We start from the raw sequence: 25991 nt of genomic DNA on the forward strand, positions 1-25991 counted from the left end.
TTATTTGTTCAAGCGATACCCGAATCCATGAACCGTTTCAATCATCCCGTCACAGCCATAATCTGCCAGCTTGCGGCGCAACAGACGAATTCTAGCAGCAACTACATTGCTCATCGGGTCAGTATCCACATCCCACAGCCGAGTCAAAAGTCGATCGCGCGTGAGGATTTGATTCGGATGCTGCATGAAATATTCCAGTAACCGAAACTCATTAGCCGTCAGAGGAATCACCCTTAGCTGTCCTTCGTCATCCGTAGTGCAGATGATGGATTTAGTATAGTCAAGCCGCAATCGCCCCGCCTCAAGTTGGGCAGGATTGAAATATGGCGACTGTTCTGGCGACAAACTCCGTCCCCGTCGCTGGAGAGCCCGCAACCGGGCTAACAACTCCGCTTTCACAAACGGTTTCATCAAATAGTCATCAGCCCCAGCATCCAGCCCCGCCACCATATCCTCCGTGCGATCTTTTGCCGTCAACATCAAAACGGGTAAAGGATTATTCTGCCGGCGCAAACGTTGGCACAATTCTAGCCCAGAAGTTCCTGGTAGCAACCAGTCAAAAATCGCCACGGTGTACTCTGTCCATTGGTCTTCCAGATAGTTCCAAGCAGTTGTGCCATCTTGCACCCAATCCACCAGGTACTTTTCTCGGCTCAAGGTGCGTTGCACGATCGCACCCAAATCGGGTTCGTCTTCCGCCAGCAGAATTCTCATTCGATCGCTACCTAGTCCGATACTTTTTTGCTAACAAACATATACGAATTCTCGAAATTTATCCAACATTTTGGATCGGAATGATTTAACCGCAGAGAGCGCAGAGAACAGAGAGAATAGAGAGATGAATACAGGACGATGTTACCGGATTTGATATCATATTGTTTCCGGTTGCATCGGTATTGTTTAAACTGTTAACTGTTAACAGTTAACAGTTAACAGTTAACTGTTATTAGCCTACTTCTTTAGTTGGTGTCTGCTCAATGCCATAGTTTTTCAACTCGGTTGTTTCCATCACCCGTTTAGGCATCAGAAACTTCCCAAATCGAGCATACAATGCAGGTAGAACCAGTAGGGTGAGAGCAGTTGAGGTAAAGAGTCCGCCGAGGACAACGATCGCCAACGGCTGCAACAATTCCTTACCAGCCCCACCGCTTAACACCAAGGGAATCATCCCCAATGCCGAAGTGAGTGCTGTCATCAGAATCGCCAGCAACCGTTCCATCGAGCCTTCGACAATGACTTTGGGAAGCGGCATTCCTTGTGCCAGTTTGGCGTTGTAGTTGTCTACCAGCAGCAATCCATTGCGCGTCGCCACGCCAAACAGCGTCACAAAGCCCACCATTGAGGGAACAGAAAGAACACCGCCCGTCAGCAGCACGGAGATGACACCGCCAACCAGTGCTAATGGTAAATTGACCATCACCATCAGCATCGCAGGAACGGATTTTACGGTGAAGTACATCAATACTGCGATCGCCAGCACCGCTAATATTCCGAAAATTAGGAAGTTTTGAGCAGCCCGTTGTTCCGACTCATACTGTCCGCCGTACTGAATATAGTAGCCTTGGGGCAGTTGCACCGTTTGCTTGACCTTGGCGCGAATGTCACCGACAACCGACGCAACATCGCGTCCCTGTACGTTGGCTGACACTACAATTAAACGTGACACGTTTTCCCGGTTAATCGTGTTCGGGCCATTGCCAAACTCAACGTTTGCCACTTGCGAAAGCGGGATAATTTGACCTGTTGGGGCATTAACTTGGAGGTTGCGAATCGTGTTGAGATTGCGACGGGCTGATTCGTTGACCCAAACCAACACATCGACCAACTGTTGACCATCCGGCACCTGACCAACCACGCGACCATTTAGGGCTGTTTCGGTGAAATCGGACAATTGGGCGATCGTCAACCCGTAGCGGGCGGCTCCATCCCGATTAAATTGAATTTGTACTTGACGGATCGGTATTTGGGGCTCAAGCTGAAGGTCTACCACTCCCTTCACGTCTTTCATTGTCGTTTCGATTTGTTCTCCAATGCGACGTAGTTCTTGTAAGTCGTTGCCGAATACTTTGATGGCGATCGCACTCCTGACCCCCGACAACACTTCATCCATCCTGTGACTGATAAATCCACCGACATTGGTGGCAACTCCCGGAAACTGACCCAATGCCTCCCGCAAGGCTTCAATCGAGGCAGGACGGTTTTGCATCGCAGCTTCACTCAGTTCCACGTCCAAGTGTGCCAAGTTCACCGATGCGGCATCCGGGTCGCCCGGAGCACGCCCGGCCCGGAGTTGTACTGATTCAAACCGGGGGTCATCCTTAAGGGCGGTTTGAATCGCTAAGCCAACGCGATTGGTTGCTTCGAGTGAGGAACCCGGATAAAGGGCGATCGCATTCATCAGCGATCGTTCCTGGAATGTTGGCAGAAAATCCCGTCCTAACGTCGGCACGATCAGCATGGCCGCTACCATTGAGGCTGTTGCCAGTCCTAAAATTAAGGTAGAGCGACGCATCGCCATTCGCAGCAACGGATCGTAGAGTTGTTTAGACCACCGGGCTAGGAAGGGTTCTGTCGTCTGCATCCGGCTGTGGGGCAGCAGAATGGCACACAATGCAGGGGAGATTACTAGCGATTCCAGGCTGGAGATGATGACCACCACCAGATAGGCAATGCCCATGGGGGTGAAGATCCGCCCCTCTACCCCAGAGAGGGTGAAAATCGGTGAAAAGACAATAATCCCAATTAACGTCGCTCCAATCAGCGACTCGCGCACCTCCTGAGAACCCTCAAAAATAATGTCCAGTGGTGGCTTGGGATTGGGCGAGAGGCGATTTTCCCGTAAGCGGCGGTCAGTATTTTCGCAATAGACGATCGCATCATCCACTGCTGTCCCGATCGCCACTACCAATCCGCCGAGAGTCATGGTGTTGAGTTCCAGCCCGATCCAGGAACACACTAACAGCGAGAACAGTAGCGTGAGAAAGAAATCCAGCAAACAGATGGTGAGGGTGCGCCAGTTCATCAGAAAGGGAATCAGAATGGCTGCGACAACCAAACTGCCTTCGATCAACGCCGATCGCACATTACCAACTGAGGCATCAATGTAGGCATCTTGCCGGAAAGTGACATTCGCCTTCACATCTTGGGGTAAACCCGGTTTAATTTCCTCCATCGCCTCGATGATGGCTTGCGTGACGGTGGGACTATCCACCAAAGGTTGCTTGTTGACCATCACGACCACAGCCCGTTTAGTATTCCAACTGGCATCGCCTCGCTGGAGTGCAGCCCCAATCTTCACCTCTGCCACATCCTGCAGTAGAATCGCTTTTCCTTCCTGCACCTTGACGACCGCTTTTTGCAAATCTTCGATGGTCTGAATTTGTCCCTGTCCCTGAATCACTAATTCGCGATCGGGGTCAATCAACAATCCACCTGCGGTTTTGGCATTTGCCTCGTTTGCCGCCTTGACGACTTCCTGAAGGGAAACCTTCAACGCTTGGAGTTTTTCAGGATTCGCAATCACCTGAAACTGCTGCAAATCTCCGCCGTAAACCAGCACTTGCGATACGCCTGGAACTGCTAACAAGCGATTGTTGACTTTGCCATCCACCAAACGTCGCACTTCCATGATCGATGTAGTGTCAGACGTGAACGCATATTGAATCACCGTTCCGATGGGGGGAGCTAGGGGCGATATCTGCGGGGTACCAACCCCTTCCGGTAGTCGGTCTTGCACGTCCTGCAATCGCTCTGCCACGAGTTGACGAGCTTGATAGGGGTCAGTACCCCACTTAAACACTACCCGCAATACAGAAATTCCTACGGCTGAGGAGGTACGAACGACTTCAACTCCTGGTGTTCCGTTGACCGCACTTTCTAGCGGTAACGTCACCAATGATTCCACCGCTTCCGGCGCAAGACCGGGGGCTTCTGTCTGTACTTCTACTTGAGGGGGCGCAAAATTCGGCAAGACATCGAGGGGCATTCGACTTACAGTATGTGTACTCCAGATGGTTAGGGCGATCGCCCCGAACACCACTAACCATCGTTGAGCAATAGACCATTTGGGGATGACGTTTAACATAAAAATGAAATTGGGATAGCAGGAGGCAAGCTTTTAGGAGACGGAGTAAAAAGATTTACTCCGTCGCGATCGACAGTTACCAAAAATCTTGGTTTTTGAATGTCTACTGATCCTTGCCTTTTAACCCAAAGACGGCGAATCCACCCACGAGTAAAACTCCTGCGCCTGCTACCCACATCAAAGGTGACGATCCTTGAGCAGGCTGCGCTTCTGCTTGCGATGTAGTGGGCAATGCTTGCGTTTCTGCTTGCGATGTAGCGGGTGATGCCTGCGTTTCTACTTGCGATGTAGCGGGTGATGCCTGCGTTTCTGGCTGCGGTTTACCTCGCAATGCCTCCGAGTACAAAAGCGTTGCCCCCTGGATCACAATCTGATTTCCCGGAACTAAATTGCCTTCTTTAATTTCCACCACATCTCCAGAGTCGCTACCAATCTGAACTGAGATTGGTTTGTAGGTTGTTCCTTCCTGGATGTAGACGAGCTTTTGCCCATTGGCATCAATCAAACTGGTGCTGGGAACTTTGACAATACCTCCATCGTTTGTAGCGGCAATTGCCTCTGTCTTAATTCCCAATGCGGTTGCTTTACTGGCATCAACTTCGATCGGCTGCATAATCTTCGCCGCATCCCCACCTGCAAACTCGTTGTCATGCCCAACGTGCGCCAGCACCGGGGCCGAAGCCGTCCACAACACTAATCCCAAAACAAAACTAGACCCGTAACGGACGATCGATAATGAACTTGAATTTAAAGATTTCGATAGCATGGAAATTTCCTCCTCACATTTAGCGAACGAGTGTGATGAAAACAGCCCCTCCTCTCAAGAGCAATCTATTCCTTACTACTTCAGAGTTGTGAACCTTCTTCAGCTAGAATGTCAGGCGGAAATAAAAATTTGATGAAAATTTGAGGCGAAGTCTAAAATTAGATATCTCTATATCATGGCTCACTAACATGAGGTGCAAAGAGGGCATAGGAAGCGCCCACACCTCACTTCTTTGAGAAATGCTCTATTCCCAAAAGATTACAGCCACATTATTATTCCGAAATAAATCTAACAGCAACCGCCGCCGTTATAATGCCACGTCGAATCCGTAATTAACACCTTATCTGGCATTAATCCCCCCAACTTCCCAGCAGTTTTATCGCACACCGCCGCCGGAACTCCCCGCTGCAAAACGTGACCTGCCCCGTCATCAAACAGCTCCTCAGAACCCGTATAAATCGCCGTCTTGCCAGTGAAAATGCAAGCTCCGTCATCCGGTACCTCCACTTTAAAAGACACCGAATCCAGGCTTTCTAACAGCAAATCTGCATCCAATTGATAATTGTGTTTGTCCAGCAATCGGTAAGGACGGCGCGCCCGCACTTCGACTTGCCCAAAACCAACGTCTACAAGGTGTTGAACGTATTCTGCGTATGTCAAAGCGCCGGACAAACACAGGGCACGCAAGCGTTGGTCTTCCTTCAAATGCTGCGGAATGGGGCGAGTTGCGATCGGATCGCTCATCAACAATCTACCACCCGGTTTTAACACTCGATAAGTCTCTTTTAATGCTTTAGCTAAATCCGCAGGTTCAAAAATATTAAACAAGCAATTTTGTGCGACAACATCTACAGAAGCATCCGGCACTGGCAACGCAAAAGCATCGCCTTCTATAATTTCCACAAAACTAGCATCAAACCAATCATTTTCGTGGGCGGCAATTTGTAAGTTTCGTGCAGCCGCATCTCGCATTGCTGGAACCGGATCGACGGCAATAACCGCTCCTTTGTGTCTAGAAAAATATGCAAATTGTAGTGCTTCCAAGCCGCCGCCGACGCCTACATAAAGCACGAAGGGATTGCCTACAAGTTCGGCGGCGTGAACGGTTGTGCCGCAGCCATAATTCATTTCTTGCATTTGTTCGGGAATTTTTAATCCTGGCAATTGCAAGGGGCTGCTTTGGACGCAGCAAAGTCCGATTTGGGGTGTTTCAGCAACATCGCTGTAGAATTTGGCTGCTGTTTCGAGGTAGGTCATTTTTTAGTGTCCTAATTTTTGATTTTTGACCGCAGATGGAGCACGGGCGGGACGCCCATGCCACGAAGCCCAGAAAGTTTTTGTTAGGTGGCAAATTCGACTTTTTGTTCGGATTTGGGCGGATTTTCTGGTTGGGAAACTGTTGTTTCGGGAGAGGCTAATTCGCTGGTTGGCTGGCTAGGAGTTTCAGCGGCCACTGGTGGCGTTGGCGGTACAAGATTGGGAGACTGTTCTGGTATCGCGGGAGCAACTACTTTTGGTACTGGAGCTTTTCCTGTTATTTCTGGGAGGGTTGGTGGCTCTGAAGGATTAACAGGTTGGGGTTCTTGACGCAGGAAGTTGCGGAACCGATTGTAGTATCCTTTATATTCCTGTTTTTTTGTTTGGGGAGATGCTGTTGGGGTCGGTTCTATTATTTTAACGGGTGCAACAACTTTCGGGGTTTCTAACTGTGGAGTTGCTGTCGGTGTCGGTTCTATTACTTGAACAGGTTCTACAATTTTTGGGGTTTCTAACTGTGGGGTTGCTGTCGGTGTCGGTTCTATTACTTGAACAGGTCCTACAATTTTCGGGGTTTCTAACTGTGGGGTTGCTGTTGGTGTCGGTTCTATTTCTTGAATGGGAGCAATTTCGGGAGCGACTGTTGGCTCTAAGCTCGGTTGGGTAACAGGGGTTTCTGGAACCGCTGGTGAGGGTGGGACAACTGGTGTTTTTTCTAATGCAGGTGTCGGTGTCGGTTCGGGGGTTGGGGTTGGTTTGGGTTCGGGGGCTTGGTAGGTGCGATCGACTATACCGCGAGTTTCTGCGGCTGTTAGTTCGCCCCGCACTAATTTAGAAAGAGGATCTTGGCCGAGCGGTTGGAAATTTATCAGTCTGACTGTATTATTAAAGGCGTTTTTGACGATATTTCCCCGTTCGTCAATTAATTCTAGCTGTACCCAGTTTTTCCCTGGTTTGAATCCTTTAAGATATATAGGTTGCCACTGGTCGATCGCAAAGCTTTGGCCGTTGACTGTGGCTCGAATTTTCCAATCGAGTATTTCATCTTGGGAATTTTCTTGCGCCACTTCGTGCGGAGGGGCATTTGTCAAGTAAAAGTCGAGCAGGATGGGTTCTGCCCCGTAACTGCCTTGGGGGCTGTTGTACGTTAATAGGGGCAATGTTCGATCGGGATTATTGTCGTCTGTTTTGGTAAAAACGTGAAAGGTGGTTTGAGCCGCGGCACCTTCGTTTTTAAAGCTTTCTTCCCAAGGGCGGGCGGCGAACACCTGCAGGGTATGGGTTCCGGGTTCTAAGTCGGAGAGCGTTAAAGGTTGGTTGATATCGTAAACTGCTGCATAAGGTTGGTTGTCTAATAAAACTTGCAGATGGGGGCCCAAACCCAAGTTTGCCTCTTTGAAAATGGGCAAGTCCTTAACTTGGAACTGAACAGACACATTTATATCCTGAAGCACTTCGTCAGGTTTTGGATTCAAAATACTAATTTGAGGCTGGTAGATTTCTAGAGCCTGACGCAGTTGTTGAATGGCTTCTGGGGGAGAAACCTCTGAGATTCTGTTTACTGGGGCGGTAGCTGAGCCGCTCTTGTTCCCTGATTTGGGCAATTCGGGATTGCCCGCGCCACAACTTGCTAAACCCAAAATTAATACTGCTACTGCGAACAATGCCAGCAGCCTGCCCATAACCGTTCTGTGCCAATTGATCCCAATCACGCAACCATACTCCTAGAAGCCTTCTCATAGGGAACTATAGCCCAAAAATGAATTTAGTATGGGGGAATTCCACCTCATGAATTCCAAAGGCTCCTAGGAGGCAGGATTGAGGCAGCAGCGGGCAACTCATCCTCTCCGACTATTAATTCCCGCAGCCGTTTTCCAAAACATATATCTACAAATGAGTATTCCTAAATTACTTTATCTTTGAGTTTTGTAAAGTTAATGGCAGTACCCCTTGACTTTTTTGAGTGACTGTGGGATTTAGAGGCGTTAATACATCAAGAATTGAGCCTTTTTTAAGTATTGTTAACAAGCGATTAATACTTCTCTAGCAAGCTTATAATTCATAAAACTCCCTCAAAAGGAGCAGCCGTATCAAGTCTGAATCAAGAACGCGATCGGCGGCTCCAGATAGAGAGAAGAGTTAGCAGTACCCAGTCACATTGTTAGCGACACTGGGAAACTGGCTTCTTCAAAGAAGCAAAATGCTTGGGGAGACGATGCACCTGCGTCTAGCTCTGCAAAGAGTAAAGTGCAGTGAAGTGTCGGCTTTTTCGAGAATCCCCCGCCTAATCAAGCGTGGGGAGTGTCCGGTACAGTGTTCAGTTCTCGTTCCTTGTCTTACCGAGAGGAGAGTCTTCATGACCATTAGTCCTCCAGAGCGAGAGGTAAAAGCTAGGGTAGTAGTCGATAAAAATCCGGTTCCAACTTCTTTCGAGAAGTGGTCAAAACCCGGTCATTTTGATCGCACTCTAGCTAAGGGGCCAAAAACCACCACTTGGATTTGGAACCTCCACGCTAACGCTCACGACTTTGACAGTCATACAAGTGACTTAGAAGACGTTTCGCGCAAAATCTTTAGCGCTCACTTCGGCCACTTGGCAGTAATCTTCGTATGGTTGAGTGGCGCATATTTCCACGGCGCTAAATTTTCCAATTACGAAGCTTGGCTGACAAATCCTACAGCCATCAAGCCCAGCGCTCAAGTGGTCTGGCCGATTTTTGGTCAAGAAATTTTAAATGCAGATGTAGGCGGCGGCTTTCACGGGATTCAGATCACCTCTGGTCTATTCCAATTGTGGCGCGCCAACGGCATCACTAACTCATACCAGCTATATTGCACTGCGATCGGCGCCCTGGTAATGGCAGCTTTGATGCTGTTTGCCGGTTGGTTCCACTATCACGTCCGCGCTCCGAAACTGGAATGGTTCCAGAACGTGGAATCGATGATGAACCACCACTTGGCAGTTTTGTTAGGCTGCGGGTGCTTGGGCTTCGCAGGACAACAAATTCACGTTGCTCTGCCGATCAATGCTTGCATGGACGCGATCGATGCAGGTGCACCGCTGACAGTCGGCGGTAAGCTGATCAAAACAGTTGCCGACATCCCCCTGCCGCACGAGTGGATTTTGACACCGGGCTTGATGGCTGACATCTACCCGAGTTTCGCTAAAGGTTTAACCCCCTTCTTCACCCTCAACTGGGGCGCATACACAGACTTCCTGACCTTCAAAGGCGGTCTGAACCCCACCACAGGCGGTTTGTGGCTGACTGATACAGCACACCACCACTTAGCTTTGGCAGTGCTATTCATCGTCGCTGGTCATATGTACCGGACGAACTGGGGCATCGGCCACAGCATGAAAGAAATCCTAGAGAACCACAAAGGCCCCTTCACTGGTGAAGGTCACAAAGGTCTCTACGAAATCCTGACTAATTCTTGGCACGCGCAACTGTCGATTAACTTGGCACTGATGGGCTCTCTGAGCATCATCGTCGCCCAACATATGTACGCGATGCCTCCGTATCCGTACATCGCGACCGACTACCCGACTCAGCTATCCCTGTTCACCCACCACATGTGGATTGGCGGATTCCTGATTGTTGGAGCAGCCGCTCACGGAGCAATCTTCATGGTTCGGGATTACGATCCCGCTGGAAATGTCAACAACTTGTTGGATCGCGTGATCCGTCATAGAGATGCGATCATTTCCCACCTGAACTGGGTTTGTATATTCTTGGGCTTCCACAGCTTCGGTTTGTACGTTCACAACGACACGATGCGGGCTTTCGGTCGTCCTCAAGATTTGTTCTCGGATACCGGGATTCAGTTGCGTCCGATATTTGCCCAGTGGGTGCAAAACATCCACGCTTTGGCTCCGGGAACAACAGCGCCTAATGCTACGGAAATCGTTAGCCACGCTTTTGGCGGCGGCGCAGTAGTAGTAGCCGGCAAAGTAGCGATGATGCCGATCGAGTTGGGTACGGCGGATTTCATGATCCACCACATCCACGCTTTCACCATTCACGTTACAGTCCTGATTCTTTTGAAAGGCGTGTTGTTTGCACGCAGTTCTCGCTTGGTTCCTGACAAAGGCAACTTGGGCTTCCGGTTCCCTTGCGACGGCCCCGGCCGTGGCGGCACCTGCCAAGTTTCTGGTTGGGATCACGTGTTCCTAGGCTTGTTCTGGATGTACAACTGCATCTCGATCGTGATTTTCCACTTTAGCTGGAAAATGCAGTCGGACGTGTGGGGAACAGTATCGCCAGACGGCACAATTTCTCACATTACCGGTGGCAACTTCGCACAAAGTGCGATCACGATTAACGGCTGGCTGCGGGACTTCCTTTGGGCGCAAGCTTCTCAGGTGATTCAGTCCTACGGTTCGGCACTGTCGGCCTACGGTTTGATGTTCCTAGCTGGACACTTCGTCTTCGCCTTCAGCTTGATGTTCCTGTTCAGCGGCCGTGGCTACTGGCAAGAACTTATTGAGTCGATTGTTTGGGCTCACAACAAGCTCAAGGTAGCTCCGTCGATTCAGCCTCGCGCTCTGAGCATTATTCAGGGTCGGGCTGTGGGTGTAGCTCACTACCTCCTAGGAGGAATTGTCACTACGTGGGCATTTTTCCTAGCGCGAATCATTTCGGTAGGGTAAACTACCCCTAGGTTTTGGATTCTCGATTTGGGAGGAATCTCAAATCGAGAATCCAAACTCCGAACCGAATCCCTTCAATTTTGTTCAGGATTCAGGATTAATCAAGGCTTATGGCAACGAAATTTCCAAAATTTAGCCAAGACCTTGCCCAAGACCCGACCACACGGCGGATCTGGTACGGGATTGCCACAGCACACGACTTTGAAAGCCACGATGGCATGACCGAAGAAAATCTTTACCAAAAGATTTTTGCTTCTCACTTCGGCCACCTAGCAATCATTTTCTTGTGGACTTCGGGCAGCCTGTTCCACGTAGCATGGCAAGGTAACTTTGAACAGTGGATTAAAGACCCTCTAAACGTCCGCCCGATCGCTCACGCGATTTGGGACCCGCAATTCGGCGCTCCAGCAGTAGAAGCTTTCACTCAAGGGGGCGCTTCTAACCCAGTAGACATCTCTTACTCCGGTGTCTACCATTGGTGGTTCACCCAAGGGATTCGGACAAACGCTGACCTGTATCAAGGAGCTATCTTCTTGTTACTTCTGGCCGCTGTCTTCCTGTTCGCAGGTTGGTTGCACCTCCAACCCAAGTACCGCCCCAGCTTGTCTTGGTTCAAAAATGCTGAATCTCGCCTCAACCACCACTTGGCTGGTTTGTTCGGTGTCAGCTCTTTGGCTTGGACTGGTCACATGGTTCACGTTGCTATCCCCGAATCTCGCGGACAGCACGTAGGTTGGGACAACTTCCTGTCAACCCCGCCTCACCCGGCTGGTTTGGGTCCGTTCTTCAGTGGTAACTGGGGCGTATACGCCGAGAATCCAGATGCAGCAAACCATGTCTTCGGTACTTCCGAAGGCGCGGGAACCGCAATTCTGACTTTCTTGGGTGGCTTCCACCCTCAAACAGAATCCCTGTGGCTTACAGACATCGCTCACCACCACTTGGCGATCGCAGTTCTGTTTATCGTTGCCGGTCATATGTACCGGACTAACTTCGGTATCGGTCACAGCATCAAAGAGATGTTGGATTCTAAGGCTGGTTTGGTCGGTGGCAAGAGTGAAGGACAGTTCAACTTGCCTCACCAAGGCTTGTATGAAACCTACAACAACTCGCTGCACTTCCAACTGGCATTTCACCTCGCTGCTTTGGGCGTAATTACCTCCTTGGTAGCACAGCATATGTACGCGATGCCTCCCTACGCTTTTATAGGTAAGGACTTCACGACTCAGGCTGCGCTTTACACCCACCACCAGTATATTGCTGGATTCATCATGGTCGGCGCTTTCGCCCACGGAGCTATCTTCTTGGTGCGGGACTACGATCCTGAAGCAAACAAAGGCAACGTGCTCGATCGCGTGTTGCAGCACAAAGAAGCGATTATCTCTCACTTGAGCTGGGTGTCGCTGTTCTTGGGCTTCCACACTCTCGGCTTGTACGTTCACAATGACGTTGTAGTTGCTTTCGGAACTCCTGAAAAGCAAATCTTGATTGAACCAGTGTTCGCACAGTTCATCCAAGCTGCTCACGGAAAAGCACTCTACGGCATGGATGTGCTGTTGTCTAACCCCGACAGCATTGCTTCTACCGCTTGGCCAAACTACGGCAACGTATGGCTCCCAGGCTGGTTGGATGCGATTAACAGCGGTACTAATTCTCTGTTCTTGGCGATCGGACCTGGCGATTTCTTGGTTCACCACGCGATCGCACTAGGCTTGCACACCACCACCTTGATCTTGGTCAAGGGCGCTCTGGATGCACGCGGTTCTAAGCTGATGCCGGACAAAAAAGACTTCGGTTATGCTTTCCCTTGCGACGGCCCCGGCCGTGGCGGTACTTGCGACATCTCTGCTTGGGACGCGATGTACCTGTCTGTATTCTGGATGTTGAACACCCTAGCTTGGGTAACGTTCTACTGGCACTGGAAGCACCTGGGCATCTGGCAAGGTAATGTGGCTCAGTTCAATGAGTCTTCTACCTACTTGATGGGCTGGTTCCGCGATTACCTCTGGCTGTATTCTTCTCAGTTGATCAACGGTTACAACCCGTATGGTACTAACAACTTGTCAGTCTGGGCTTGGATGTTCTTATTCGGACACCTTGTTTGGGCAACTGGTTTCATGTTCCTGATCTCTTGGAGAGGTTACTGGCAAGAGTTGATCGAGACTTTGGTTTGGGCTCACGAGCGCACTCCTTTGGCTAACTTGGTTCGCTGGAAAGACAAGCCTGTTGCTTTGTCGATCGTCCAAGGTCGTTTGGTTGGCTTAGTTCACTTTACTGTGGGCAACGTCCTCACTTACGCGGCCTTTGTAATTGCCTCGACAGCCGGGAAATTCGGGTAACTCTGAACTCTGGTTTCTAGGTAATTAAATGAAATCCCCTGCCTTCTGGCGGGGGATTTTTTTTATATTTGTGTCAATTACCGCCTATGCAACAGTGGTATAAAGAAGATATGGCATTATATATTCATGTTGATATTATCGTGTCTCAATTATTCAACCGCATCCCTGGACGAACCTATTTATTACTAGCAATCCTCATTTTTGCTGCCTCTAACTCTGTCATTCGCAAACTAACCGATTTAGGAGCGCAGAACCCGATAGACGGCAGAAATTTGATTTCACTTTGTAATGTTTTATTTGTAGGGAATCTCTGCGCGTTAGCAGTTTTATTCCTGGTTTATCGCCAGCAATGTACAGTGCAAAATTTCCGATCGATTCCCAGTAAAACATGGTGGGGGTTGATCGGAATTTCTTTGCTATCTGGGGCATTGGCTCCAGCCTTAACTTTTATGGCGTTGGATTTAACCGCTGTCAATAATGTGGTACTGATTGGACGCATCGAGCCACCTCTGATTTTAGCGCTGTCGATTCTAATTTTGGGCGATCGCGTCAATCTTTGGGTGATTGCGGGGGCGATGGTTTCGTTTGTGGGTGTTGCACTGACTATTTTATTGCAAGCACCGACTACCGATATGATGGACATGGGCGGATTGACGATTGGCAGAGGCGAATTCATGGCAGCAGGAGGGGCGATCGCGTTAGCCATTTCGACGATTATTAGTAAAGTCACGCTCAAACAAATTCCGTTAGGATTGTTCTCTATTATCAGAACAACACTGGGAACAGTTGTTTTCTTTATTGTCGTTTTAATCTTATATACTCCCACCCACTTTATCGATGTTTTTGCGCCCTTCCTCTGGCAGTGGATGCTCGTCTATGGTGCGATTATTGTTGTTGGCGGACAACTGTGCTGGTTTACCGGACTAAAAACGACGGGCGCTGCAGATGTATCCCTCGCCAGTTCGTTTAGTCCGATCGCGGGGATTTTAGCCGCCTATTTGATTTTATCGGAAACGCCAACAACAGCTCAATACATCGGCGGCAGCATCATTTTAATCGGGATCGTTCTCAATCAAATTGGCGTTTTTCGCAAGCAAACCCAATCCGCGCCTCAACCTCCTGTAAGTCCGGCAAAAGAGATGGATATGGAAGTGGGATTCAAAGGGATTTAAGGGTTAATACCCAGCTTTAGTTAAGGGGCGATCGAGTCAAAACTTAAAAGGGATTGGAACATACTACAGATTCTTAGTTACAATAAGTAACCCTAGAAGTTGATATTCGCAACAGTCCGATTATTGTTCGTCGGCGGGAGAATGTGAAGCGGTTGGCTGAGTCTGTGAAGCAGAAATAAAAGTGCGATCGCCCTGTGATCTAAACCTCATTTTGGGTAATAATAGAGAAAACCCTGAGTCTTCAACATGGTTCAACTGTCTTCTGACTGGAATAATGAGGCTTATGTGTCTCTGCATCTGGTTCAGACAATGCTGGAGATGGCGGGTTTGCCTCGCAAGAGTAGTTATTCTCACTGGATTCCAGAGTTTAAGGTTAAAGTACCTAAACTGACTGCCCATAGTCAGATAGTTTGGACTCAAAAAGAGGTTGATTTCTTAGTAGAAGACTTGAGTCGGTATATTAACTTTCTGGTTGAAATTAAGACGGCTAAAACTAGACTTGATGCGGCAGCTCGCATTCAGTTACAAACGTATCTCAAATACTCTAATACAAGATTTGGGATACTGATCGATCCGTTTTTAGTGGAGATTTACGAATATACACAAGGACTCGCAACTCTAAAGTGTAAGCACAATATAGAAAACCCAGAACAAGTTCAACCAGTAGCAAATTTCGTTAGAAATTTTTTGGATACAGTTAAAATGCGTACAATTGCAATTTACACAGCTAAGGGTGGAGTTGGCAAAACCACGTTAGTTGTTAACATCGCTTATGAATTAGCCAAAATAGGTAATAGAGTTTTAGTTGTTGACTTGGATGAGCAAGCCAATGCTAGTCTATCTTTGGGAGTTAATAAAGCTGATGAGTTAGATAAGGCTACAACTTTGAAAGAGTTCGTGCAAATCTTAGATTCTTTGAAGGAACGAAAAGAATTGATAAATTTTCTCAAAGAATACGATCAACCTGGATTTAAACCTAATGAATATATTCAACCTTCAGCTTTGAATAAAATATTAAGCCTCCATAATCAGGCCAACGGTAAAATAGATGTTCTCCCAAGCAGCTACCAAACAACCGATAGTAGCATCTTAAGCTTGGGTTTATATTGCAATAAAAAGCTCGATAATGCCCTGAGAAAAACGGGTTTATCAAAAGAATATGATTATGTAATTATTGATACGCCACCTAGCTTGACTGCTGTTAGTCAGAACGGTCTCCTTGCTGCTCAGTATATCATTATACCTTCGCAAATGGAGTATTTCTCAGTATATGCAATTAGGAGACCCATAAAAAATGCAGAAGAGATTCACGACGATACCGACGGTAGGAGAGGAAATATCTTAGGAATAATTCCTATGATGGTTGAAAATGTCAATCTACACACTACTATAAAATCTTTAGTTTCTAAGGTATTTAAAGATATCCCTCTTCTTCCAGAGATAAAGCGAGCTACCGCTGTTGGTCAAGCTTCTCATGAGCGCAAACCTCTTTCTTTATTTGCTGAGCAGAATAGAGGAGCGAGTAGTGTAGCAACACAATTTTCAAATTTGACAAAACAAATCGTCAAGCAAATAGATCACTTAGAAAGGAATAGCAGTAAGTAACATGGTCAACTTTTACAAAAAACTTGAGAGCCAACCTTCTTTTGTAGTCTTAAATCAGATAGAAATTGCTAGAGAAAATTCAGGCACTTCAACCTCAATTATCAAAAAAATTTCGCAATCTTTAACAGATTGGAACTTTAACCTGTCTCTGCCGATTGTTTGTCTCACCGATGAAGAAGATCACTACCATTTGTTAACTGGTTTACCCATCTATGAAGCAGCTAAGGCAGCTAATCTAGTCAGGCTGTGGGTGTTTGTGATTGCAGCCAAACAACCAGAAGCAGAAAAGGCTATTGAACAAGCTGTTTTGCAGTCAAAGCTGAACGAAAGAGTTGTTGAGCCTCAAGACGTTACAGATTTCTTGGATTTTATTAACAATCCAAAATCTGACCTTACCTCAATCCCTGGAGTTAAAGATGGATACGCAAAGCTGATCCGCGATAAGCGTGTTTACAGTTCTCTGGAAGATATGCAGAAAAAACTAGGTGCTAAGCGGGGCTTAAATTGGCTAAGAGCATACAAGCAATCAAAAAGCTAAGCTCGCCAGTTCTTGAAGTTTTGAGAAGTGCGATCGCCCTTTTCACTTCACCAAAAGCCCGATCGCCCTCAACCCCTCAAATCTCGCCCTTCACCTGCATCTGATGCACCTTATCAGCCAACTCTTGTAAGCGCTTTTCGTCCAACTCATCGATCGCCAGCATCCCGACATAGATGATTTCCTTCAGCGTTAGTCGGGTTGCTAGCGCCTTTTTCTGCACAATTTCCTTGATGATGGGGCTCACCCCGATGGCGGTACTGGCTCTAGTCACAAAGGTAACGGGAGATTAACAACTTTGACTAAATCTTAGCACCTTTAAGCTGAGCTTTTATCTGCGATGCTAAATGCTTAAGCGCGTCTTGACAAGACGAAACACAAGGATTTATAGTGGAAAAGTGGAAAGGCCGATCAACCTATTCCTCTAAAATCTCCACCAAATCCTCAATCATAATATCGAAAATGCGAGCCAGCCTGTGCAAGTAGGCAAAATTAACGGTTGTCATGCCTTGACATTGGGCGTAGTTTCTAATGGTGCTGTAACCAACACCCGATCGATCTGAAACTTCCTTAAGTGTCCAGCCGTTCTGGTCTGCAAACTCCCGAATCCGCAACCTCACCAAGCCTTTGCTCATACTTACTTGACAAATGACAATCTGCTGTCGTTTAATATTAGATATCTGAAAAAGCGATCGCCTCACGTCTGGACAACTAAGGGCGATCGCCTTCAAAAATTAAATAGACAGTTACTAGCTGTCTACCAGCCATGATAGCATCATCCCAGCTAAAATCAAGCACCCTCACCTGCTCAAAAATTCTTCACAAATCGCCAATCCTGCATCCGCTGGCGAGATTCGTTACCGAAGAAACAGTTGCACTCCTGTTCAATATCGCAGCAGACGAGATTTACCGCATCGAATGCTGTCGCTACATGGTGTACGTGCACGCCAAAGGCATCAGCCGTTTTGTCAGCTACGCCGATTTTCCCCCGATTTTAGAAGTAAAGCCGATCGCACTTCAAGATTTTGGCAGATGGTACAAACGCTGGAAAAGCAAGCAAGCACCAGCATTTTGGACTAAATTCTACACGTACAAGTTCAAAAAAGCTGTTTCCGTTGACAGCTTGCTGGAGTGGGGCCAATTGGTAGCTACTGTTAAATCGGTCATTTCTGGGGCGGCGCTGCAACAGCTACGAGATGTCTATGCCCAAGAAAAAGATTTGATGGAGAAATTTTAAAGTGCGATCGCCCCGGCAACCAAATGCCAGAATGGGCCAAGGAAAAATTAAAATAAATGGCGATGAATCGATACAGTATGATCGTCCAATGGTCTGACGAGGATCAACTTTTCCTCGTGACGATTCCAGAGTTTGCCGAGCGCGTTGTCATGCCCTGTACCCACGGCAAAACCCGCGAAGAAGCCATCCGACATGGCGAAGAAGTGCTCGAAATGTATCTAGAAGCTTGGCAGGAAGAAGGTGAACCCATCCCCGCACCTAGCATTCTTCAAATCGCCTAGAAAACCTCATCTTCGATTCCCAGCCACCATTCCCCCAGATTCATTAAATCTTTGTGAATGTCCGTAAGTTCTGTCATATACTCTTCAGCAGAAATCTCCGATCGCCTTTCTTGCAATTTTTTCAGCCGCAGTTGCACCAACAGCCAAGGTTTGGAAATCCCGTCCTTTGCTTCGATATATTTGGCTAAATCTTTGCTGTCCATAGTTATTGGTTATTTTTTAGATTCGGAATCATTAAACCGCAGAGAACGCAGAGAACGCAGAGAAATCAGAGGAAAAGAAGAGAGAGAGAGAGATGAATAATTCTTATACCAACTAATCTAATATTATACCACTTTTGAAACTGATTAAAATGCTCTCATTTTTCCCAGTCGGTTTCAACCGACTTTAACTTTGAGCCAGGGGTTTCAACCCCTGGCGGACTAACGGACTGGCGGACTTGGAAGCTAAGATGTCTCCCGCAAACATCTTTTACCTATAATCCGAAGTCTGAATATTCTTGAGCTTCGCCGCATATTTCATGCCGTATTCCGGGCGACAGAAGCGATCGAGCTGAGACTCAAAGAAAGCCCGATTTGCCTTCAAATGCTTGGGATTCGGGTCATCTAAAGGATACAAAAGAGCAGTCCGCAAAGCTTGAATCACCGCCGAAGTAACACAGTACATCGATCGCTGGAATGTCACCCCAATTTGATTCAGAATATCATCTTCGCCGCGACAGCGCTGTTTGTAGAAATCCATCAAATAAGGCGGCAGGAAATGCAGCATATCTTGTGCTAGCAAAGTCGGCGGAATCCCCGCCGTACCTACCGGGAATTTGTCTGCATACAATACTCCGAAGTGGAAGTCTTTTTGGTCGTCAGGAACTTCCTTAGCTTGAGCGTTATACGATTTGGTTCCTCGGAATGGCGAAGTGCGATAAAATACAGCTTCCACGTAAGGTAACGCTGCTTCATAAAGCCAAGTGAAACCTTTAGATTTGGGGATGATTTCGTAGGTTTCACCGTCTATTTGAACGTGGTGGTAAATCGGACGACCGGCGATCGCAAATATGCCATTTACTAGGAAATCCATCGCCTGCGGGACTGTGGTAACTTTCCCTTCGTCGTACAAGTCGGAAACTTCAAAAAACACCGGTGCCATTACTTCCCAGAATAAACCGAGATTGCTGTAATAAGACATTTGGCGGCACTGTTCTAAAAACATTTCTGGAAATGCTTTGTGAAGTGCCAGCATGAACGGGTCTTTTTTGAAGTAAGCTTTAATTGCCCGATCGGCATTAGCCTTATATTCGTCACTGTCCAAATAAGGATCGAATTGATTGGTTGGGACGTACAAGCCCCGGTGCCAAAGCATTGACCTCATGCACTCTTCGGCAAATTCCATGTTAATGCGATCGTGCCACAAATGGTGAAACAGCCGCGGCTTTTTCCCAGTTTCACCGTTCTCCATGAACTCCAAAAGTTCCGGGTGAACACTTCCAGTCCCGCGCCAAATCCGCAAATCTGCACCGTCGCCTGCATAGTGATTTTGCAAGTCTAAATACTCTTGGGGTAAAAAGTATTTAAAGAAAGGAAGCGGGTGTAAAAATACCCGTTCGGCGATGTAAAGCAAATCCCGCCAGTAGAAATCCATCGGTACTGCGTAAGCTTTCCAGATAGCTATGATTTGCATCAGATTTTCCGGCGTATCTGGAATCATCGCGCCGCCAGCTTCCAGCCTGTGAATTATTTCGGCAAATTCGTGCTTGGAAGGAGGTAGTTTAGTTGCTGGTTTATTAGGAGTTTGTACCATTGTTTCTTCCTTTGATTGAGTGAATCTAAATATTTTGAATTATTGCAAAAAGCTGCGGTTCTTTAACGGGTTTTCCGGCTCTGCTTGGGAACCGATATCCAGGCAAGAGCCGGAAAATTGGAGGCAGAGCCTCCGGGTCGGCGTTTCCAGGCTCTGCCTGGAAACGAGTAGATTCTTAGTCTACGGAGGCGGACTTCGTTTGTGTAGACTCGATTTCAAGCTCCGAATGTTCTAGGGGATAGCTAATAGCTACTTGGGCATTTCTGTCAGTCGGCAGAGTAGCAACCATCGCATTTGTAGTCGATTCGCTCCACTTGAGCAGCCAAGCAGGTTGAATTCCCAACACGAAAATGATGCCGGCCAAAACCAGCGCCGGCATATTTTCAGCAAACGTAACTGGAGGGTAGTAAGCCGTGGCATTGTCCAACTTCCCAAAACAGGTGCGGTTGAGCAGAATCACAAAGTAAACTGCTGTTAAACCCGAAGCTAAAATGCAGAGTAAAGTTGGAATGGGAAAGATTGAGAAACTGCCTTGAAACACTAAAAATTCGGCAATAAAACCCACCAAACCAGGAATTCCGGCGCTTGCCATGCCGCCCAAAACTAACAGCGAACTGGCAGTGGGTAAACCCCGCATCGGGTTCATCAAACCATTGAGCACGTCCAAATCCCGCGTGCCAACTTTGGTTTCGATGATGCCTACCAAATAAAACAGCAAAGCTAAAATTAAGCCGTGACTTACCATTTGCCCCACAGCGCCGATTAATGCCAGCTTGGTACCCGCGGCGCAAGCAACGAGGATGTAGCCCATATGCCCGATCGAACTATAGGCTACCATGCGCTTGATGTCTTTTTGGGCGATCGCGCTCAAAGCACCGTACATCACGCTCACAGTCCCGATAATCGCTAAACCGGGAGCTATAATCGACCAAGTTTCGGGAAACATCTGCAAGCCAAACCGCACTAAACCGTAAGTTCCCAACTTCGCCAGAATCCCTCCCAGCAAAATTGCTGTTGCTGGCGAAGCTTCCACGTAAGCATCCGGTAGCCAAGTGTGCAGCGGCACCAAGGGAATTTTAATTCCCAACCCAATTAGCAAAATTGTTAGCAGGATTAACTGCAAATTTCTCGGCAATTCTTGAGTGGTAATCGCACTGTAATCGAAATTTAAAGAACCGCTCAGCCAAGCCACACCCAAAAATGCTGCCAGCACTAAAAGTCCCGAAACTGCCGTGTAAATCAAAAACTTCATGGCAGCGTATTCCCGCTGCTTTCCGCCCCAAATCGCAATCAACAGGTAAAAAGGAATTAATTCTACTTCGTAAAACAGTACAAACAGCAGCAAATTTTGAGACATCAAAGCTCCGGCAATACCAGCATTGATCAGCAAAATCAAAGCATAGTAAAGCTGGGGGCGCTCCATCTTTTCGCCCGTGCCGTAAATGACTAATAGCGTCAGCAAAGCACTTAAAACCAGCAGCGGCAAGGACAAGCCGTCAATGCCCAAGTTGTAGCTCAAACCTAATTGTGGAATCCAAGGCAAATATTCTTGAAATTGCAGTCCTGAATTGGCTGGGTCGAATTGAGTCAACAGCCAGATATTCAACAGGAAAATAGCTGCCGCAAAAGCCGAGGCTATTGAACGCAGACGCATCCCATTGATATTTCCGGGCAGGAACCCGACTACCGCAGCGCCCAACGCGGGCAACCAGAGCAAGGCACTAAGCATAATGTGTGAAGTGAAGAGTGAAGAGTGAACAATCAATTTTGCAGCCTCTTGTCTTTGATAATTTTAGAGTTTAGATGTTAAACTTTTTCCCAATTATCAATCCCAAATTTCATCACGACTCAGAAAGAATAGTGACTCTGCCCGTGTCTAAATCGTAATACCCACCAACAACTTTCAGTTTATTCTCCGCAATTAACTTAGAGATAACTGGAGAGGCTTTCAACTTGTTAGCTTGCAGCACAACATTGGCTTTTGAGGCATTTTCTAGACTATCGCCCGTTTGGCTTTTCGAGCTTTCTACAGCCGGCTTAATGGCGTCGAGCAAACTGCCAATTTGACCGGGAACTTGAGCTCCTTTGATGGTTGCCTCTACCGCACCACACCTTTTATGCCCGACTACCACAAGCACTTTTGCTCCCAGTACCAGCGTGCCAAATTCCAGGCTGCCAATTTCTTCTGGAGTAGCAACATTTCCGGCCACGCGACAGACAAATAAATCTCCCAATCCCTGATCGAAGATAATCTCGGAAGGAAAGCGGGAATCTGCACAGCCGAGAATAGCAGCAAAGGGTTTTTGAGATTTGGCAACTTCGGTGAGCCGAACTAAGTCTTGGTTAGGACTTTGGCGTTTTTTGTCAACAAACCGCTGGTTTCCGTCCATTAACTGTTTCAGAGCTGCATCGGGAGTCGAGTCATTTTGAGCAATTGCCGGTTCGGGTGCAGCCAAATCAGCGCCTGCTCCTGCTGCGAGTATTCCTGTACCAATAGCACCTGCGACAAATTTGAGGGAATTGCGTCGGGAAAGATTGAATTGTCTGTTGTTTGAGTTCATCTATGCTGCCTTATTTGAACGAGTTGGAAATCTTTGTTCAAGACTTCATGTTTTTAAGATTTTAGATTAAAACGGTCACCTAAAATCTTCAAGATTATATTTCTTTAGCCGCCCACAATCAGCGACAGGCGAACTAGCAAAGGCCAGCTTATCAGCAGTCCCAAAACTGCCACGCCGAACAGAATTGTCAAGGCGTAAAACTGAGCTTGGCCGTTAACGTTGTACTTGAGGCTTTGGCCACCCAAAACCGTTGCAAAACCGATTAAGTTCGCGAATCCGTCAACAATATTGCGATCGAACCAGGAGATGATTTGAGCAACTAAACCCACTGCAAATATCACTGTCACCCGGTAAAGTTGGGCAGTGTAAAAGTCGTAAGCAAAAAAGTCTTGCAAAGCTTGAGAACCAATTCGCACGGGTTTTTCCCATTTCTCGTTTAGGTAAACAAATGCTCCGGCACCGATGCCGATCGCCGTTGACAAAACTAGCAGTGCAGTGGCGGTATAATTAAAACTCGCCCCCGGCAATAACTGCCACGTCGCCAGCACGTGCGGAACGTGCAAAGTAAAGCCCATTAAAACAGTCATCGGCAAGATGAAAGGCCAGTGAACTTCTGGGGAACGTTCGGTCATTTGCTTTGGTTTGCCGCCAAAAACTAAACCAAAGACGCGCACTAAGCCAAAAGCAGTGACGCCGTTTACAAACAGCACTATTCCTAACAAGAAAGGGTGAGTTTGCCAAAGCCCGGAGGTGAAGTCTTCTAAAGCCCAGAAACAGCCGAAGGGCGGCAGTCCCACCAATCCCGCGCTACCGACAATAAACGATATGGCCGATATTGGCCGCTTTCCCCACAAACCGCCGAGAGCTCGGACATCCTGAGTGACGCTGTTCCAAACTACCGAACCGATGCTCATCACCAGCAAACCCATTGCTAAGGTGTAGGCAAATATTAATGTCAGGGCTGTCTGGGCTTGTCCGGTGCCGACGGCGATAAATACTAAGCCCATGTAAGCGCTGACTATATAGGAAAGCGTGCGCTTGATGTCAATTTGGGCGATCGCAATTAATGAAGCACCAACCGCCGTCGCAGCGCCTACAATAATAGTTGTCTTCAGTCCGATCGGCGACAAAGCAATCACCGGTTGCAACTTAATCAATATCCAAGCACCAGTTTCGACAACTACGGTGTTCCGCAAAATCGTTGCCGGTAGCGGGCCTTCCATCGCCTCATCCAGCCACAGGTGCAAGGGAAACTGAGCGCACTTACCCATCGGGCCGGCAATCAAAGCTAAAGTCAGCAGCGTCGCTACAGTGGGGTCAAGCTTTGCAGTCTGGGCCCAAACAGCCAACTCGTCAAAATTCCAAGTTCCAGCCAGTGGCAGAATGGCGACTACTCCCATTAGCAGGAATAAATCTCCCACCCGCTTTGTTAAGAAAGCGTCGCGGGCTCCTGTCACCACCAAAGACTGATTGAACCACAGCCCGACTAGCAGGTAAGTACCCAAAGTCAGAACTTCTAAAATCATGTAGCTGAAGAAGAGGGAATTGCACAGTACCAAGCCGCACATCCCCGCTTCAAACAGCCCCATCAGGGAAAAGAATCGAGCCCAGCCCCAGTCCATTTCCATGTAACCGAAAGCATAAATCTGCGCCAGCAAGTTCAGTCCGGTAATCAAAACTGTCGCGCCGACGGTGACAGCAGAGATTTCTACGGGAATGGTTAAGTCTAAACCTGCTACATTCAGCCAGGGAATTAACTGGTGTTGTGCTGGTTGGTTCCAGATAGCTGTCAGGGCTATGACGCCGTGTAAGAAAGCGAACAAGGTTAATATGGCGTTCACGTAACCGGATGGTCTGGGCCCCGTGCGACGGGTAACTGCTGGAAACCACAGCATCGACAGAACTCCGCCGATGAGTGGATAGCAAGGTATAAACCAAACGGTCTGGAGTAGGATTTGAGCCATTGGCATTACCTGTAAAGGTTACAAAAATTTAAAATTCTGAGAATAATTCCGATGCGCTGACTACAGCAGTGGACAGCCCGAAGGCAGAAGTAAAGAAAATTTTGGGGTTTGCCTCTGATTTCCTTGCCGTCGTCAAACCTAGCGCATCATAATTGACTTATTAATTTTATATTAAGGATTACGTTAAATTTTCATATTTCTGATTCAGCATATCTATATGCACCAATAAACTGGACTTATAGGTATTTAGAGGCGGGGATTGTATACAAAAGAATCATTGATTCGATCGCACATCTTGCACCATTTGGAGGAACAGGCTTTCCGGCCTGTTCCACAACAGCTCAATTTTTTGTGGGGTACACCATTTGGAGGAACAGGCTTTCGGACCTGTTCCACTCATAGTTCAATTTTTTTGTGGGGAGTAGGGGTTGGGCATCCTGCCTGCCCGTGAAAGGCTTATGATCTAAAATATTAAAATCGCTCAATGTCCCAAGCTGATGCGGGAAGTTTGGCTTCGCGCTGTCCCATCGACCTTGCCCTAACATTCAAAAGACCGATCGGCGTATTAAACAAATCTACCATATCGGCTTGGGCCATCGCACTTTTGGCAGCCGCCACCGGAAATTCCTTTAACAGCCACCTAGCCAGCCGGTAAAAATATTCCCCTGTGGTGAACTCTCGCATCAAATCGACACCGTGGAGTTCGTGCAAATATTTATTAGATTCGCCGTACCGATACCATTGACTTTGCAACTGTTTTATTGTAGAACGGTGGCGGTGTCGGACGATCGCATTTTCGGCAAAATACATTTTATAGGATGTTTCCCCCAAAATCCGCCAGCACAAGTCAGCATCGCCGCCACTGGTGAGGTAAGGGCGAAATAATCCTATTTGTTGTAAAACTAGCCTCGGTACAGCTAAGTTGGCGGTTTGACCGTAGGGACAAAAAGGGTGAGCGAGAGTATGTTTTTGAGATAAAGTATTTTGGCGATCGGCGTGTTGTTCTAAGATAGTTTTACCGGGCAATGCGAGTATTTCCCCAGCGCTAATTCCTACTTCTAAGTCAACAAATGGCTTAACTACATTTTCCAGCCAGTCAGATTGCGGGCGACAGTCTGCATCGGTAAATGCAATGATTTCGCCTGTTGATGCGCGAATTCCTTGATTGCGGGCGGCGTAGGAACTTTGAATCTGATTTTCGGTGAGGTGGCGAATGGTTATTTTATCGAACTTAGCTGCTGTTTGAAGGATGGTTGAAGTGCGATCGCGACTGTTGTTGTCTACCAAGAGATATTCTACACTTTGTGGCGGATAAGTTTGCGATCGCAGGCACTCGATCAACTCCGGCAAATCCCTCTCGCCGTTGTAAACTGGCACTACCACCGAAACTTGCGGGAAAAACGTTTTAGTCATTCACAAACAACCGTAAACGATAGCATAACTAATATTGAGTAAGATTAAACGAACCGCGAAGGCGCTAAGGACGCTAAGGAAGACAAATAAGCAAATGTAGTTCTTCCTTTGTCCTATAAGCGTCTTCGCGGTTCTTCAAATAATTAAAAAGCGTTATGTTATTAAGTTCCATTGCATTAACGGGGATATAAATTGTCAAAATTATAACTTCGGACCCTTAAACAGGCAAGATGCCTGTTCCACAATAACTGAATCCAGTTGTGGAACAGGCATCTTGCCTGTTTCTTTGAAATAGTAGAAAATATCTCTTACATCCCCTGTGCAATCCGTCA

20 protein-coding genes are annotated in these 25991 nt (G+C 47.5%); 7 read left to right on the plus strand and 13 right to left on the minus strand.

Annotated features, from left to right (window positions below):
- The 5 genes from rppA to QUA83_RS07645 all read right to left on the minus strand — a co-directional run bounded on the left by rppA (nt 1) and on the right by QUA83_RS07645 (nt 7819).
- Entirely contained in the window at nt 1-714 is a 714-nt protein-coding gene (gene rppA / locus QUA83_RS07625; protein ID WP_333292393.1) for a two-component system response regulator RppA, read from the minus strand.
- Nucleotides 715-946: 232 nt separating this feature from the next.
- A complete protein-coding gene (locus tag QUA83_RS07630) occupies nt 947-4084 on the minus strand; it encodes an efflux RND transporter permease subunit (protein WP_333292394.1) in 3138 nt (1045 codons plus the stop codon).
- Nucleotides 4085-4187: 103 nt separating this feature from the next.
- Nucleotides 4188-4850 (minus strand): hypothetical protein, encoded by a 663-nt coding sequence (locus tag QUA83_RS07635; protein WP_333292395.1) that lies wholly within the window; start codon nt 4848-4850, stop codon nt 4188-4190.
- A gap of 288 nt (nt 4851-5138) precedes the next feature.
- Nucleotides 5139-6107, minus strand: coding sequence for an arsenosugar biosynthesis arsenite methyltransferase ArsM (arsM, locus tag QUA83_RS07640; protein WP_333292396.1), 969 nt, complete (start codon nt 6105-6107; stop codon nt 5139-5141).
- Between the two features lie 83 nt (nt 6108-6190).
- Nucleotides 6191-7819, minus strand: coding sequence for a hypothetical protein (locus tag QUA83_RS07645; RefSeq protein ID WP_333292397.1), 1629 nt, complete (start codon nt 7817-7819; stop codon nt 6191-6193).
- Between the two features lie 644 nt (nt 7820-8463).
- Between QUA83_RS07645 and psaA the strand changes: the two genes are divergently transcribed.
- The 5 genes from psaA (at nt 8464) to QUA83_RS07670 (ending at nt 16412) form a co-directional block, all read left to right on the plus strand.
- Complete coding sequence (psaA, locus tag QUA83_RS07650) at nt 8464-10758, plus strand: photosystem I core protein PsaA (protein ID WP_333057330.1); 2295 nt, start codon at nt 8464-8466, stop codon at nt 10756-10758.
- Between the two features lie 110 nt (nt 10759-10868).
- Complete coding sequence (gene psaB / locus QUA83_RS07655) at nt 10869-13097, plus strand: photosystem I core protein PsaB (RefSeq protein WP_333292398.1); 2229 nt, start codon at nt 10869-10871, stop codon at nt 13095-13097.
- Between the two features lie 86 nt (nt 13098-13183).
- Nucleotides 13184-14269 carry a DMT family transporter gene (locus QUA83_RS07660; RefSeq protein WP_333292399.1) on the plus strand — a complete coding sequence of 362 codons (1086 nt, stop codon included), beginning with the start codon at nt 13184-13186 and terminating at the stop codon, nt 14267-14269.
- Between the two features lie 246 nt (nt 14270-14515).
- Nucleotides 14516-15874, plus strand: a complete 1359-nt coding sequence (locus QUA83_RS07665; protein ID WP_333292400.1) for an AAA family ATPase — start codon at nt 14516-14518, stop codon at nt 15872-15874.
- A 1-nt stretch (nt 15875) separates the two neighbouring features.
- Nucleotides 15876-16412 (plus strand): hypothetical protein, encoded by a 537-nt coding sequence (locus tag QUA83_RS07670; RefSeq protein ID WP_333292401.1) that lies wholly within the window; start codon nt 15876-15878, stop codon nt 16410-16412.
- 76 nt (nt 16413-16488) lie between these two features.
- On the opposite strand, the gene QUA83_RS07675 is transcribed toward QUA83_RS07670, so the two are convergent.
- Entirely contained in the window at nt 16489-16683 is a 195-nt protein-coding gene (locus QUA83_RS07675; protein ID WP_333178469.1) for a hypothetical protein, read from the minus strand.
- A 142-nt stretch (nt 16684-16825) separates the two neighbouring features.
- A complete protein-coding gene (locus QUA83_RS07680) occupies nt 16826-17044 on the minus strand; it encodes a helix-turn-helix transcriptional regulator (protein WP_333158825.1) in 219 nt (72 codons plus the stop codon).
- Between the two features lie 131 nt (nt 17045-17175).
- Here QUA83_RS07680 and QUA83_RS07685 point away from each other — a divergent pair, with 131 nt between their 5' ends.
- Both QUA83_RS07685 and QUA83_RS07690 read left to right on the plus strand, forming a co-directional pair.
- Entirely contained in the window at nt 17176-17646 is a 471-nt protein-coding gene (locus QUA83_RS07685; RefSeq protein ID WP_333292402.1) for a hypothetical protein, read from the plus strand.
- Nucleotides 17647-17708: 62 nt separating this feature from the next.
- Nucleotides 17709-17927, plus strand: a complete 219-nt coding sequence (locus QUA83_RS07690; protein ID WP_190739155.1) for a type II toxin-antitoxin system HicB family antitoxin — start codon at nt 17709-17711, stop codon at nt 17925-17927.
- Here the strand turns inward: QUA83_RS07690 and QUA83_RS07695 are convergent.
- The 6 genes from QUA83_RS07695 to QUA83_RS07720 all read right to left on the minus strand — a co-directional run bounded on the left by QUA83_RS07695 (nt 17924) and on the right by QUA83_RS07720 (nt 25659).
- The gene (locus QUA83_RS07695; RefSeq protein ID WP_190739154.1) at nt 17924-18130 is read right to left on the minus strand and encodes a hypothetical protein; all 207 of its coding nucleotides are present in this window, start codon (nt 18128-18130) and stop codon (nt 17924-17926) included. The two genes, QUA83_RS07690 and QUA83_RS07695, sit on opposite strands and share 4 nt — an antisense overlap.
- A 268-nt stretch (nt 18131-18398) precedes the next feature.
- Nucleotides 18399-19721, minus strand: a complete 1323-nt coding sequence (locus QUA83_RS07700; protein WP_333292403.1) for a CO2 hydration protein — start codon at nt 19719-19721, stop codon at nt 18399-18401.
- A gap of 175 nt (nt 19722-19896) precedes the next feature.
- On the minus strand, nt 19897-21450 hold the full coding sequence (locus QUA83_RS07705) for an NADH-quinone oxidoreductase subunit M (protein WP_333292404.1): 1554 nt from the start codon (nt 21448-21450) through the stop codon (nt 19897-19899).
- 112 nt (nt 21451-21562) lie between these two features.
- Nucleotides 21563-22282 (minus strand): carbonic anhydrase, encoded by a 720-nt coding sequence (locus QUA83_RS07710; RefSeq protein ID WP_333292405.1) that lies wholly within the window; start codon nt 22280-22282, stop codon nt 21563-21565.
- 104 nt (nt 22283-22386) lie between these two features.
- The gene (locus QUA83_RS07715) at nt 22387-24246 is read right to left on the minus strand and encodes an NAD(P)H-quinone oxidoreductase subunit F (RefSeq protein WP_333292406.1); all 1860 of its coding nucleotides are present in this window, start codon (nt 24244-24246) and stop codon (nt 22387-22389) included.
- A 471-nt stretch (nt 24247-24717) separates the two neighbouring features.
- A complete protein-coding gene (locus tag QUA83_RS07720) occupies nt 24718-25659 on the minus strand; it encodes a glycosyltransferase (RefSeq protein WP_333292407.1) in 942 nt (313 codons plus the stop codon).
- Nucleotides 25660-25991 lie beyond the last annotated feature (332 nt).

Source organism: Microcoleus sp. K1-B1, assembly GCF_036704705.1.
Taxonomy (GTDB): domain Bacteria; phylum Cyanobacteriota; class Cyanobacteriia; order Cyanobacteriales; family Microcoleaceae; genus Microcoleus.